General features: G+C 42.2%; 15 protein-coding genes. 12 read left to right on the forward strand and 3 right to left on the reverse strand.

The window, feature by feature from the left end; all coding sequences use genetic code 11:
* Window positions 1–7 precede the first annotated feature (7 nt).
* From EOS98_RS05095 to sptP, 4 genes are read left to right on the forward strand one after another with little or no spacing between them, the layout of a single operon-like run.
* On the forward strand, window positions 8–256 hold the full coding sequence (locus EOS98_RS05095; protein ID WP_001055579.1) for an acyl carrier protein: 249 nt from the start codon (window positions 8–10) through the stop codon (window positions 254–256).
* 43 nt (window positions 257–299) lie between these two features.
* Window positions 300–560 carry a hypothetical protein gene (locus EOS98_RS05100; RefSeq protein WP_000692251.1) on the forward strand — a complete coding sequence of 87 codons (261 nt, stop codon included), beginning with the start codon at window positions 300–302 and terminating at the stop codon, window positions 558–560.
* 26 nt (window positions 561–586) lie between these two features.
* Window positions 587–979, forward strand: a complete 393-nt coding sequence (gene sicP / locus EOS98_RS05105; protein ID WP_001147852.1) for a chaperone SicP — start codon at window positions 587–589, stop codon at window positions 977–979.
* Window positions 966–2,597, forward strand: coding sequence for an SPI-1 type III secretion system effector GTPase-activating protein SptP (sptP, locus tag EOS98_RS05110; RefSeq protein ID WP_079841195.1), 1,632 nt, complete (start codon window positions 966–968; stop codon window positions 2,595–2,597). The genes sicP and sptP overlap by 14 nt, the downstream gene beginning before the upstream one ends.
* Before the next feature lie 53 nt (window positions 2,598–2,650).
* On the opposite strand, the gene iagB is transcribed toward sptP, so the two are convergent.
* The 3 genes from iagB to hilD form a co-directional block, all read right to left on the reverse strand.
* Window positions 2,651–3,133, reverse strand: a complete 483-nt coding sequence (gene iagB / locus EOS98_RS05115; RefSeq protein WP_000558928.1) for an SPI-1 type III secretion system invasion protein IagB — start codon at window positions 3,131–3,133, stop codon at window positions 2,651–2,653.
* 17 nt (window positions 3,134–3,150) lie between these two features.
* Window positions 3,151–4,812 carry a transcriptional regulator HilA gene (gene hilA / locus EOS98_RS05120; protein WP_001728894.1) on the reverse strand — a complete coding sequence of 554 codons (1,662 nt, stop codon included), beginning with the start codon at window positions 4,810–4,812 and terminating at the stop codon, window positions 3,151–3,153.
* A gap of 1,080 nt (window positions 4,813–5,892) precedes the next feature.
* On the reverse strand, window positions 5,893–6,822 hold the full coding sequence (gene hilD, locus EOS98_RS05125) for a transcriptional regulator HilD (RefSeq protein WP_000432699.1): 930 nt from the start codon (window positions 6,820–6,822) through the stop codon (window positions 5,893–5,895).
* A 315-nt stretch (window positions 6,823–7,137) separates the two neighbouring features.
* Here hilD and prgH point away from each other — a divergent pair, with 315 nt between their 5' ends.
* The 8 genes from prgH (at window position 7,138) to hilC (ending at window position 12,562) form a co-directional block, all read left to right on the forward strand.
* The gene (prgH, locus tag EOS98_RS05130) at window positions 7,138–8,316 is read left to right on the forward strand and encodes a type III secretion system inner membrane ring protein PrgH (protein WP_000450196.1); all 1,179 of its coding nucleotides are present in this window, start codon (window positions 7,138–7,140) and stop codon (window positions 8,314–8,316) included.
* A gap of 24 nt (window positions 8,317–8,340) precedes the next feature.
* Entirely contained in the window at window positions 8,341–8,583 is a 243-nt protein-coding gene (gene prgI, locus EOS98_RS05135; protein ID WP_001143113.1) for a type III secretion system needle filament protein PrgI, read from the forward strand.
* Between the two features lie 18 nt (window positions 8,584–8,601).
* Window positions 8,602–8,907, forward strand: coding sequence for a type III secretion system inner rod protein PrgJ (prgJ, locus tag EOS98_RS05140; protein ID WP_000020431.1), 306 nt, complete (start codon window positions 8,602–8,604; stop codon window positions 8,905–8,907).
* Window positions 8,904–9,662 (forward strand): type III secretion system inner membrane ring lipoprotein PrgK, encoded by a 759-nt coding sequence (gene prgK / locus EOS98_RS05145; protein ID WP_000621238.1) that lies wholly within the window; start codon window positions 8,904–8,906, stop codon window positions 9,660–9,662. Before prgJ ends, prgK begins: the two co-directional genes overlap by 4 nt.
* The gene (orgA, locus tag EOS98_RS05150) at window positions 9,634–10,233 is read left to right on the forward strand and encodes an oxygen-regulated invasion protein OrgA (RefSeq protein ID WP_001591231.1); all 600 of its coding nucleotides are present in this window, start codon (window positions 9,634–9,636) and stop codon (window positions 10,231–10,233) included. Before prgK ends, orgA begins: the two co-directional genes overlap by 29 nt.
* The gene (gene orgB, locus EOS98_RS05155; RefSeq protein ID WP_000916655.1) at window positions 10,190–10,861 is read left to right on the forward strand and encodes a type III secretion system linker protein OrgB; all 672 of its coding nucleotides are present in this window, start codon (window positions 10,190–10,192) and stop codon (window positions 10,859–10,861) included. The genes orgA and orgB overlap by 44 nt, the downstream gene beginning before the upstream one ends.
* A gap of 15 nt (window positions 10,862–10,876) precedes the next feature.
* Window positions 10,877–11,329, forward strand: coding sequence for a type III secretion system effector protein OrgC (locus EOS98_RS05160; protein ID WP_000612177.1), 453 nt, complete (start codon window positions 10,877–10,879; stop codon window positions 11,327–11,329).
* A 345-nt stretch (window positions 11,330–11,674) separates the two neighbouring features.
* On the forward strand, window positions 11,675–12,562 hold the full coding sequence (gene hilC / locus EOS98_RS05165; protein ID WP_000243998.1) for an invasion transcriptional regulator HilC: 888 nt from the start codon (window positions 11,675–11,677) through the stop codon (window positions 12,560–12,562).
* Window positions 12,563–12,690 lie beyond the last annotated feature (128 nt).

Genomic DNA, 12,690 nt, shown 5'->3' on the forward strand with positions numbered 1-12,690 from the left:
AGATGCGATGAATATGGATATTGAAGCAAGAGTCAAAAAAGTGATCACTTCCTGTATTGCCGTTGATGTTGATAGTATCAATGGTCAGACCCATCTGGTTGAGGATCTTTACGCTGACTCATTGGATTTAATTGATATTGTATTTGGTCTTAGTGAGGAGTTTGACATTAGTTGCAATGAAAACGATCTTCCTGATATGACGACCTTTGCGGATATATGCCGTGTTGTTAAAAAAAGTCTTGAGTCCAGGGTGTAGTATTTTTCTCTCGCTCGACAACAATTGAACAAGATTAATTGTTATGAAAATCATCACACATGTAGTACCCGGTTCAGGTATGGCTGCAATATATGATGATATTGCTGACAGTCCGCGTTTTGTTATTAAAGGCAAGTTACGTCATGTTGAAAATGATCCGAAGGAACTGCTGATATGTGTTCCGATGCGTAGTGAATGGCTATTCTACTGGATTAAAGGAGAGAAATATTGCGCCCGGCGATGGGCGCGAAAAAGTATCAAGACATTGTGTAACCAGATTAAATTTGAAGAAGCAATCTTATAAAAGATATAATTCAAGAGGAAAGTAAATTGCAAGCACACCAGGATATTATCGCTAATATTGGTGAGAAATTGGGTTTACCGCTCACTTTTGACGACAACAATCAGTGCTTATTACTACTCGATAGCGATATTTTTACGTCTATTGAAGCTAAAGATGATATCTGGTTATTGAACGGTATGATTATACCGTTATCGCCTGTTTGTGGCGATTCTATCTGGCGGCAGATTATGGTGATTAATGGTGAACTGGCTGCGAATAATGAAGGTACGTTAGCGTACATTGATGCCGCAGAGACGTTGTTGCTTATACATGCAATTACCGATCTGACAAATACTTACCATATTATATCGCAGCTTGAGTCATTTGTGAATCAGCAGGAAGCGCTCAAAAACATACTGCAGGAATATGCTAAAGTATGAGGAGAGAAAATTGAATAATTTAACGTTGTCTTCGTTTTCAAAAGTTGGTGTGTCGAATGATGCCCGACTTTATATTGCTAAGGAAAATACTGATAAGGCATATGTTGCGCCTGAAAAATTTTCGTCAAAAGTATTAACCTGGCTTGGAAAAATGCCGTTATTTAAAAACACTGAAGTGGTGCAAAAACATACGGAAAATATCAGAGTACAGGACCAAAAGATTTTACAGACATTTCTCCATGCACTAACGGAAAAATATGGGGAAACAGCGGTTAATGACGCATTGTTAATGTCCCGTATAAATATGAACAAACCCCTTACCCAACGTTTAGCAGTGCAGATCACGGAGTGTGTAAAAGCTGCTGACGAAGGGTTTATAAACCTTATTAATATCAAGGATAATGTTGGTGTCAGGAATGCCGCTTTAGTCATAAAAGGCGGCGATACAAAAGTGGTAGAAAAAAATAACGATGTTGGAGCAGAAAGTAAGCAACCTTTACTCGATATCGCGCTAAAGGGACTTAAAAGAACATTACCGCAACTGGAACAAATGGATGGAAATAGCCTGCGAGAAAACTTCCAGGAGATGGCTTCAGGTAACGGCCCGCTGCGTTCATTAATGACGAATTTACAGAATTTAAATAAAATTCCAGAGGCTAAACAACTTAATGATTATGTTACAACGTTAACAAATATTCAGGTCGGTGTAGCCCGGTTCTCACAATGGGGAACCTGTGGAGGAGAGGTTGAGAGGTGGGTTGATAAAGCCTCTACTCATGAATTAACCCAGGCTGTAAAAAAAATTCACGTTATTGCTAAAGAACTGAAAAATGTTACAGCTGAACTTGAGAAAATAGAAGCCGGCGCGCCAATGCCACAGACGATGAGCGGACCGACACTGGGCCTGGCACGGTTTGCGGTCAGCAGCATTCCAATTAATCAGCAAACCCAGGTGAAACTGAGCGATGGAATGCCTGTGCCAGTGAATACGTTAACTTTTGACGGTAAGCCTGTGGCATTAGCCGGTTCGTACCCAAAAAATACGCCGGATGCGCTGGAAGCGCATATGAAAATGCTTCTTGAAAAAGAATGCTCATGCCTGGTGGTGTTAACGTCGGAAGATCAGATGCAGGCAAAACAATTACCACCCTATTTCAGAGGGAGCTACACCTTTGGCGAGGTGCATACCAACAGCCAAAAAGTGAGCTCAGCCAGTCAGGGAGAAGCGATAGACCAATACAATATGCAACTGTCCTGCGGGGAAAAGCGGTATACAATCCCGGTATTGCATGTGAAAAATTGGCCAGATCACCAGCCGTTACCGTCTACGGATCAGTTAGAATATCTGGCGGATAGGGTGAAAAATAGTAACCAAAATGGCGCGCCGGGGCGTAGTTCATCAGATAAGCATTTACCGATGATTCATTGTCTGGGCGGAGTGGGGAGAACCGGAACGATGGCGGCGGCCCTTGTACTTAAGGATAATCCTCATAGTAATCTGGAGCAGGTACGTGCAGATTTCCGGAATTCACGGAACAATAGAATGCTGGAAGACGCCTCACAGTTTGTACAACTAAAAGCAATGCAAGCCCAGTTGCTTATGACGACGGCAAGCTGATAAAAACATAGCTTACTTTTAGAACTATCTGAAAGTAAGCTATTTCTGTATAATTATTTGTTTGCCGCGATAGAAAGTCTTTTGTTTTTCTCTTCTGCTGACATTCCTTTTAATTTTCTGTAATTCTCCCAAATTTTTTTAGCATAACGTTTCCTTATATCCGATCGTTTCGGCGACGTCCCGGCATTATAAGCGCCAACGGCCTCCCAGCTATAACCGTAGATTTTCATCATATCTGATAAAATGGAGGCGCCCACAATGACAGAAATGCAGGGGTCCTGTAACAACTGTTTTTCACTAATCCCCATTTTTTTCAGCCTTTTCATATGGAAGCTGTTAATTTGCATCAGGCCAAGATCGGTTGAACCATCTCGGTTATGACCAATGGCGCCAGGTTTCATCGCCGATTCCTGCTGGGCGATAGCGTAAAGTAGTTCGGATTCAATATTGAACATTTTTTCAGCCTGAAGCCAGCAATCAGCCCATGCTGTATTTATGCTAAGCAACCAGATTACGATGATAAAAAAATAATGCATATCTCCTCTCTCAGATTTTACCGTAATTTAATCAAGCGGGGATCCTGTTTCCATCTTTTGAACCAAATATTGTCTTCGTTTTTAAATTTATTCCACATTTTCTCGGCAATAGCTTCGCCGTGGGCAACCAGCACTAACGGTAATAATCCCGGATTATTATCAATACGCTGTTCACTTTCCAGAAATTCTCTTATCGTCGGTAAGGCACGCTCGCTATTCTGACAGTATTCAGCATAAAGAAGATTAACAGCAATAAGCCCTGTAATTTCCTGCGTGGATATTTCTTTAGTTAATTTTCGTGCCAGTTCATGTTTACCTTTAAGCGAAAGAAACATAACCTGCATACTTAATAATATTGGATTATCCTGCAGGTGTTGTGAGCGTAATTCATCGCCTAAACGTATAGCATCATCAATACCGGTATGATAATAGGTAATCCACAGCTTAGTGATCCCTGCGGCTGCACGCGTTGGGTCCAATTTTAAACACTCGTTAATCGTTTGTAAGGCCTCCTCCAACTGACCAGCCATGAAAAGATTCCAGCCATAATAATATTTAATATCTGCAGAGATGGGCGAAAGTAAGTTAGCTTGTTTGAATAGCAAACTCCCGACGATGTATTCTGAATGAATCGTATTAATTAGTCCCAGTAATCCTAAAGCTTGTGGATTATTGTGGTCCAGCTCTGTCGCCTTAATCGCATGTTCTTTAGCTTTGATCATGGCGTTTTGTTTATCAAAAATCCCCATTTGCGCCATGCTGAGGTAGCATTCTGCCAGCGCACAGTAAGGCGCAATGCTGTTTGGCGACATGTTAACGCATTGAGTCAGCAATTTAAGCGCTTGCTGTAAGCTATAGGGGGTGTATTGATTTAACTCATGCTTACCGCGTAAGTAAACCATAGTACTGTCAATCGAATTTAGCTCGCTAATCTGCTTTGTGTCCCAGCGAAGCCCGGGAATACATCTGAGCAAAAGATTCGCAATTTTGTTTTGCAAGAGAGAAGCGGGTTGGTGTTCTATCAACTTAATGCTTTCCTGGTGCAGCAGGTGATAACCTTTAACCCGAACTATCTCGATCTGTACAATATTATCATTGCCATCGGGTATCATCTGCCCGGAGATATAATAATCGGGGCGTAATTGATCCATGAGCTCAAGAATATCCTTAACACTACGGCAGTTCTTCGTAATGGTCACCGGCAGCACGCTCAGGCCAAAGGGCGCATACTGCGATAATCCCTTCACGATAGAGTAATGCAGACTCTCGGATTGAACCTGATCCTGCATCTGAAAAGGAAGTATCGCCAATGTATGAGTCGTAGGTAGCGGCGCTGGCGGAGACACCACTACGACCGGACGATTAAACCGATAGCCCTGTCCGTACAGTGTTTCAATGTAACGATGCTCTTTATCTTCCGACAGAATACGTCGTAAGGCATAAATACAGCGGGTAAGAGATTCTTCGTTAACTTCCGCGTCGCCCCATACCTGGTCCAGTAAGGTGTTTTTACTCACAATCTCGCCGGCGGCTTCGAGCAGGATGACCAGAACGGCATATTCTTTTGGCGGAATATTGACTTTCTTTTCTGAGCGTAGCAGGGAGCCGTCCATGTTGAGTATGAAATCATCAAAGACGAATTTTTTATTCGATACAGGAACAGGATTAAAATGTGGCATGATAATAGTGTATTCTCTTACAGGGTGAAAAGTTATAATAGCTAATACAAGTCGTTAGGATAGAATCTACTGTTTCAGTAATTCTGCTGTTAGTACTAACGGTCAGGTTGAGCTTTTATTATGAGCTTAATTTCATATTGTACGGGCTCGGGTTTATATATTTTTAACATTTGATTATTTAGCTTATGCCTGTGCTTTAAATAACTGACATGTTGGTAATAATATTGTTATAACTAACCGTGATTATCGAATGGATGCCGTCGTATATCCTGGTGCAGAGAGGGTCAGCGCCGGGCATCTAAATATTTACATATTTAACTTGGCCTCATTGCAATAGAGATTAGTTTTGTAGCTATCTTACTGCATTTTTTTTGAGTGTAAATGCTGCTTATTATATCTTCATGGTTAATGGTCTGATAATTACACCATCAGAACCATTTTTCTCGAAGATTTCCACTAAATGACCATTCGTTGAAAGTTTAAGAGTGTAATTTGTCTTAGGTGTCAAAATATAAATGAAAGACTGTTTTTAATGGTGCGCTTATTTTTATATTTTTTTGCAAAATAATGATATCGTCTTTTCTTTACTCCCTTCAGCTATAGCGTCAAAAAGGCAGGGGGGTTATGAGCAGTATCATCCTCAGGCTGGCCCCCAGGCATTATATCGATATCAGGAGGAAGAGAAGAGGTATGCCTGGCAGAAAGCTAACAAGCGTGACTGTTTCGGTGTAGACCGTTCAGGCAAATAGTTCCCAGTGAGAACGGATGATGTATAAATATGAATAAAATGCCGGCCTTAATCCACAGGGTTAAAGCCGGAAGGAGTGGACGGATTCTTACGCTGTGAATAAGGCAATATCGGTTTACCAGCCATCATAGCGATGACAAGTTCACAAAAATCGTGTTATATAATCAGCCTTACTTTAAATTACCAGAGATATCAGTATAAGCTGTCTTCCGGACAGAACAATGATATTGAATAGCCTCCCATCCTGATAGAGCGTGTTAATGCGCAGTCTGAATTTTAAATTATTACAATTTTAATAAAAATCTTTACTTGAGTGACAGATACAAAAAATGTTAATGGTTCGCCATTTTTATGAATGTCGATGGCGTAGTTTTAAAATATTTTTTGAAACATTGAATGAAGTAGGACGTGCTGTCATAACCACATTTTAATGCTACAGCATTAACATTATGGTTGCCTATGCGTAAAAGTTTTGCTGCCTGATTCATTCTTGCCGATAAGTAGATGTCGCTAAAGCTGGTACCTTCTTCTGCAAGTTTCCGTTTGAGCGTTGACGTACTCATAAATATATGATCGGCAACATCCGTAAGCTTCCACTGTCTACTGGGTGACGAAGATATAATGTTGTAAACGCGCTCCTTTAACGTTATCTGAGCCGAGCTAAGGATGATCTCATAACTCTCCGGGAGTCGGAGAAAAGCAGTAAGCAGGAACAGCAGAAAATAAGGAATTAACTCTTCATTTTCAATACAACTTTTGTTGTTACAGTTACTGCAACCTTTGCTTGTATCCTTCGTACAGGAGAACGCCGTTTTCAGATGTTCAAATACCTCTCTTCTGGCAGGAAAGTCAGGCGTATAGAAGATTTTCTGCGCTTTCTCTGTGGGTACCGCCATTTTTGTTTGCTGCTCGTTTGGGATAAGTGCATAGAGAGCGCCAAGTCGTTGCGTCGGTATCTCGAGTATATCGAAATCCATGTGGCCATTGACCTCTTCAAGCGTCACGTTAACTACCTGCTCTTTTTTGAGCACCAACATCCCAGGTTCGTCACAGTAAATCGTATCGTGATTATTGCTAATCGTCAGTTTACCGCTCCGAAAGCAAACTAAAGTGAAACTGCTTACATAAAGATTTTTGATGGTAACCTGCTGAGTCTGACTTTTAATTTGCTGCCGGGTATTTGTCAAAAGTGATTTTAATTTCTGTAAGTTATCTGCGGCAGGACGCTGATGACTATTACTTACAAAGGTTACATTTTCCATATTATCCCTTTGTTGATGTTATTTTAATGTTCCTTACTGGTATCCTACTGAAAAAATCTGAGTTGTAAATGCTCTTTATTAGCGTGTGTTGGCAATGGTCTGATTGTTACACCAAAAGAACCCAAATTTGGGTAATTTATCTACAGTAGTTTAAGCCCCAATGGGGATGATGGTTCTTTTAATATGTGTTGAGACGCATTATACAGAATAAATTGATTTTATTTCTCACTTTTCATTCTATTTTCATCAGGAATCCCTGTGTCCTGTGCGGTAATCTGCTGCTATCGAGAACGACAGACATCGCTAACAGTATATATGGAAACATCAAAAGAGAAGACGATAACAAGCCCAGGGCCATACATAGTTCGATTACTTAACAGCTCACTGAACGGCTGTGAGTTTCCATTGCTGACAGGCCGAACACTCTTTGTGGTAGGTCAGAGTGATGCGCTCACTGCTTCAGGCCAACTCCCTGATATACCTGCCGATAGCTTTTTTATCCCGCTGGACCATGGCGGAGTAAATTTTGAAATCCAGGTGGATACGGATGCGACCGAAATTATACTCCATGAGCTGAAAGAAGGAAATTCTGAATCTCGTTCGGTGCAATTAAATACGCCAATACAGGTCGGTGAATTGCTTATCCTGATTCGCCCGGAAAGCGAGCCGTGGGTGCCCGAGCAGCCTGAGAAGTTAGAAACGTCTGCAAAAAAGAACGAGCCGCGTTTTAAAAACGGAATTGTAGCCGCACTGGCCGGGTTTTTTATATTGGGAATTGGGACGGTGGGGACGTTATGGATACTTAACTCGCCGCAGCGGCAGGCCGCAGAGCTCGATTCGTTATTGGGGCAGGAGAAGGAGCGCTTTCAGGTGTTGCCAGGACGGGACAAAATGCTCTATGTCGCTGCGCAAAATGAAAGAGATACGCTGTGGGCTCGTCAGGTTTTAGCGAGGGGCGATTATGATAAAAATGCGCGAGTGATTAACGAAAACGAAGAAAATAAGCGTATCTCTACCTGGCTGGATACCTATTATCCGCAGCTGGCTTATTATCGGCTTCATTTCGATGAGCCGCGTAAACCCGTTTTCTGGCTAAGCCGCCAGCGAAACACGATGAGCAAGAAAGAGCTCGAGGTGTTAAGTCAAAAGCTGAGAGCGCTAATGCCTTACGCGGATTCGGTTAACATCACGTTGATGGACGATGTTACCGCCGCAGGCCAGGCGGAAGCGGGGCTAAAACAGCAGGCGTTACCTTATTCCCGCAGGAATCATAAGGGGGGCGTAACGTTTGTTATTCAGGGGGCGCTCGATGATGTAGAAATACTCAGAGCCCGTCAATTTGTCGATAGCTATTACCGCACATGGGGAGGACGCTATGTGCAGTTTGCGATCGAATTAAAAGATGACTGGCTCAAGGGACGCTCATTTCAGTACGGGGCGGAAGGTTATATCAAAATGAGCCCAGGCCATTGGTATTTCCCAAGCCCACTTTAATTTAACGCAAATAAGGAAGTCATTATGCCAACACCTTGGTCAGGCTATCTGGATGAAGTTTCAGCAAAATTTGATACAGGCGTTGATAATCTACAAACGCAGGTAACAGAGGCGCTGGATAAATTAGCAGCAAAACCCTCCGATCCGGCGCTACTGGCGGCGTATCAGAGTAAGCTCTCGGAATATAACTTGTACCGTAACGCGCAATCGAACACGGTAAAAGTCTTTAAGGATATTGATGCTGCCATTATTCAGAACTTCCGTTAATCAGTTATAAGGTGGATTATGTCGATTGCAACTATTGTCCCTGAGAATGCCGTTATAGGGCAGGCGGTCAATATCAGGTCTATGGAGACGGACATTGTCTCGCTGGATGACCGGCTACTCCAGGCTTTTTCTGGTTCGGCGATTGCCACGGCTGTGGATAAACAGACGATTACCAACAGGATTGAGGACCCTAATCTGGTGACGGATCCTAAAGAGCTGGCTATTTCGCAAGAGATGATTTCAGATTATAACCTGTATGTTTCTATGGTAAGTACCCTTACTCGTAAAGGAGTCGGGGCTGTTGAAACGCTATTACGCTCATGATTCGTCGATATCTATATACCTTTCTGCTGGTAATGACCCTTGCCGGCTGTAAGGATAAGGATCTTTTAAAAGGACTGGACCAGGAACAGGCTAATGAGGTCATTGCCGTTCTGCAAATGCACAATATAGAGGCGAATAAAATTGATAGCGGAAAATTGGGCTATAGCATTACCGTTGCTGAGCCTGATTTTACCGCTGCGGTGTACTGGATTAAAACTTATCAGCTTCCTCCCCGGCCACGGGTGGAAATAGCGCAGATGTTCCCGGCGGATTCGCTGGTATCGTCTCCGCGAGCTGAAAAGGCCAGGTTATATTCGGCTATTGAACAGCGACTGGAACAGTCATTACAGACGATGGAGGGCGTGCTCTCCGCCAGGGTCCATATTAGTTATGATATTGATGCTGGTGAAAATGGCCGTCCGCCAAAACCTGTTCATCTGTCGGCATTAGCCGTATATGAACGAGGTTCGCCGCTTGCGCATCAGATCAGCGATATCAAGCGTTTCTTAAAGAATAGTTTTGCCGATGTGGATTATGACAACATTTCTGTTGTGTTGTCAGAACGTTCTGATGCCCAATTACAGGCTCCCGGCACACCAGTAAAACGTAATTCTTTTGCAACCAGTTGGATTGTGTTGATTATTTTGTTATCCGTGATGTCAGCAGGCTTTGGCGTCTGGTATTACAAAAACCATTATGCCCGCAATAAGAAAGGCATAACGGCTGATGATAAGGCGAAATCGTCAAATGAATAGGCAGCCATTACCCATTATCTGGCAAAGAATCATTTTTGATCCGTTATCGTATATCCATCCTCAGCGGTTGCAGATAGCGCCGGAAATGATTGTCAGACCCGCCGCCAGGGCGGCGGCAAATGAGTTAATACTGGCGGCATGGCGGCTTAAGAACGGAGAAAAGGAGTGTATTCAAAACTCACTGACGCAGCTGTGGCTGCGTCAGTGGCGCCGACTGCCGCAGGTAGCGTATTTACTCGGTTGCCATAAACTGAGAGCCGATCTGGCAAGGCAGGGAGCCTTGCTTGGCCTGCCGGATTGGGCGCAAGCATTTTTGGCAATGCATCAGGGAACAAGTTTATCTGTCTGCAATAAGGCGCCGAATCACCGGTTTTTACTTAGCGTCGGGTATGCACAGTTAAATGCCCTGAATGAATTTTTACCTGAATCTTTAGCACAGCGTTTTCCTTTGCTTTTTCCTCCATTTATTGAGGAGGCATCGAAGCAGGATGCTGTAGAAATGTCAATTTTGCTACTGGCCTTACAATATGCTCAAAAATATCCCAATTCCGTCCCCGCTTTCGCCTGTTGAGGGGATACTGATAAAGCGTAAAACGCTGGAACGTTATTTCTCTATTGAAAGATTAGAACAGCAGGCGCATCAACGGGCTAAGCGTATTTTGCGAGAGGCGGAAGAAGAGGCAAAGACCTTGCGGATGTACGCCTATCAGGAAGGTTACGAGCAGGGAATGATAGACGCGTTACAGCAGGTCGCCGCTTATCTGACTGATAATCAGACAATGGCCTGGAAGTGGATGGAGAAAATACAGATTTATGCCCGCGAGTTATTTTCAGCTGCGGTCGACCATCCCGAAACGCTTTTAACCGTCCTGGATGAGTGGCTGAGGGATTTCGATAAGCCGGAGGGGCAACTTTTTTTAACACTGCCAGTTAATGCGAAAAAAGATCACCAAAAACTGATGGTGTTGCTTATGGAGAACTGGCCTGGCACTTTTAATCTTAAATATCATCAGGAACAGCGCTTTATCATGAGTTGCGGCGATCAGATCGCAGAATTTTCACCTGAACAATTTGTTGAAACGGCAGTAGGCGTCATTAAGCATCATCTTGATGAACTTCCACAAGACTGCCGGACGATTTCTGATAACGCCATTAACGCACTTATTGATGAATGGAAGACAAAAACGCAAGCATTGTAAAATGGAGGTTATAAGGTGATACCGGGTACGATTCCGACTTCTTATTTGGTCCCGACAGCGGATACTGAAGCGACGGGTGTGGTTTCGTTGAGTGCCAGGGCCGCTATGCTGAATAATGTGGATAGCGCGCCTTTAAGCAATGGCGGCGACGTTGATCTTTATGATGCATTCTACCAACGACTTTTGGCGCTTCCTGAGTCAGCCTCTTCTGAAACGCTTAAAGATAGCATTTATCAGGAGATGAATGCCTTCAAAGATCCGAAAAGTGGTGATTCGGCTTTTGTTTCTTTTGAGCAGCAAACGGCTATGCTACAAAACATGTTAGCAAAAGTTGAACCGGGCACTCATTTATATGAGGCTTTAAACGGGGTATTAGTTGGTACAATGAATGCGCAGTCACAAATGACCTCCTGGATGCAGGAGATTATTTTATCGGGCGGGGAAAACAAAGAGGCAATTGACTGGTGAACCCCCCATTGCTGGCGATTTGTGATAAGGTATGGTGTATATATTAGCAAATAATGCAGAAAATGCACCATGCCAGTGTATCTATCTTATTGATGTATATGGATTATTAAGGTATCTACCAGGCGTTTTATTCTGAAATGATTATATTAATATTGTAAGCTTCCATTACAAAATTGTGCATAAAGTTTGTAAGAGTATCTTTTTGTGACGAAATGAACGCGCGTAGGAATGTAATTATTGGCTATAATAATAAAAAAATCGGATTTAAATCATCTCTGTGAGTTTTAATTATTTGTTTATAAGAATATAACGATTTTGAGTTCCTTATAGCACACAGGATAAAATATGGTATTGCCTTCAATGAATAAATCAGTTGAGGCCATTAGCAATAATCACCTTCAACAGCCGAACAAATTTCCATTAATAAATGGATTAGCTGACGTAAGAGACTATTATGTCGCAAACTGCTTATTATTTAAACTTAATAAAGGCAGTTTGCGAATTGAAAACGAATTTGGGGAGTTCATCGAACAATCTGCGCCGTGTTTATTTTTATTGGAAAAAGATCAAACAATCACTCTTAGTATGAGCGAAATAGAAGGGCATATTGATTTTTCTTCACTGGAAGTTTCCTATGACTTAATGCAAAAATTCTACAAAGTTTTTTACAGTACAAGAAACTATAATGATCGAGAGCTATCATTAAAAACGAAACCAAAGTATTTTTTTCATGCGGACTTGTTGCCAGGGATGAGTGATACTTTTGACTCTATTTTGCATGGTGTGGCATGTCCACGGGTTTGTAGTAATGTGAGTATTGATGATCATGATTATTCATATTTCTCATTGATGTATCTTATATCGGCATTTGTACGTAAGCCCGGTGGGTTTGATTTCCTTGAGCGAGCAATAAAAATTACGACAAAAGAGAAAGTTTATAACATTATTATCAGCGATCTCACCCGCAAATGGTCACAGGCTGAGGTGGCAGGAAAGCTGTTTATGAGCGTATCAAGTCTGAAGCGAAAACTGGCCGCTGAAGAGGTGAGTTTTAGCAAAATATACCTGGATGCTCGTATGAATCAGGCTATAAAATTATTACGTATGGGGGCTGGAAATATTTCACAAGTCGCGACGATGTGTGGCTATGATACGCCTTCTTATTTTATCGCTATTTTTAAACGGCATTTTAAGATTACACCGCTTAGCTTTATGCGTACGATGAACCATTGATTTGTGAAATTATTTTAAACGTTACTATCTGTTTGCGTTACAGATACCAAATATTTTTTTAATCGTAGTGTATATTTCAGTATCGCTACACCAGTGATATATAGTTAATGAAAGGGAATCGAAAGCGT

Origin of the sequence: Salmonella sp. SSDFZ69 (assembly GCF_004010755.1) — a bacterium.
In the GTDB taxonomy this organism is placed as follows: Bacteria; Pseudomonadota; Gammaproteobacteria; order Enterobacterales; family Enterobacteriaceae; genus Salmonella; species Salmonella enterica.

What these genes read in the sequence shown, in the direction of transcription:
- EOS98_RS05100 (WP_000692251.1), top strand. Translation starts at nt 300, where the DNA reads ATGAAAATCATCACACATGTAGTACCCGGTTCAGGTATGGCTGCAATA.
- prgK (WP_000621238.1), top strand. Translation starts at nt 8,904, where the DNA reads ATGATTCGTCGATATCTATATACCTTTCTGCTGGTAATGACCCTTGCC.
- orgB (WP_000916655.1), top strand. Translation starts at nt 10,190, where the DNA reads ATGCTCAAAAATATCCCAATTCCGTCCCCGCTTTCGCCTGTTGAGGGG.
- hilD (WP_000432699.1), bottom strand. Translation starts at nt 6,822, where the DNA reads ATGGAAAATGTAACCTTTGTAAGTAATAGTCATCAGCGTCCTGCCGCA.
- sptP (WP_079841195.1), top strand. Translation starts at nt 966, where the DNA reads ATGCTAAAGTATGAGGAGAGAAAATTGAATAATTTAACGTTGTCTTCG.
- hilA (WP_001728894.1), bottom strand. Translation starts at nt 4,812, where the DNA reads ATGCCACATTTTAATCCTGTTCCTGTATCGAATAAAAAATTCGTCTTT.
- hilC (WP_000243998.1), top strand. Translation starts at nt 11,675, where the DNA reads ATGGTATTGCCTTCAATGAATAAATCAGTTGAGGCCATTAGCAATAAT.
- iagB (WP_000558928.1), bottom strand. Translation starts at nt 3,133, where the DNA reads ATGCATTATTTTTTTATCATCGTAATCTGGTTGCTTAGCATAAATACA.
- prgJ (WP_000020431.1), top strand. Translation starts at nt 8,602, where the DNA reads ATGTCGATTGCAACTATTGTCCCTGAGAATGCCGTTATAGGGCAGGCG.
- orgA (WP_001591231.1), top strand. Translation starts at nt 9,634, where the DNA reads ATGATAAGGCGAAATCGTCAAATGAATAGGCAGCCATTACCCATTATC.
- EOS98_RS05095 (WP_001055579.1), top strand. Translation starts at nt 8, where the DNA reads ATGAATATGGATATTGAAGCAAGAGTCAAAAAAGTGATCACTTCCTGT.
- prgH (WP_000450196.1), top strand. Translation starts at nt 7,138, where the DNA reads ATGGAAACATCAAAAGAGAAGACGATAACAAGCCCAGGGCCATACATA.
- prgI (WP_001143113.1), top strand. Translation starts at nt 8,341, where the DNA reads ATGCCAACACCTTGGTCAGGCTATCTGGATGAAGTTTCAGCAAAATTT.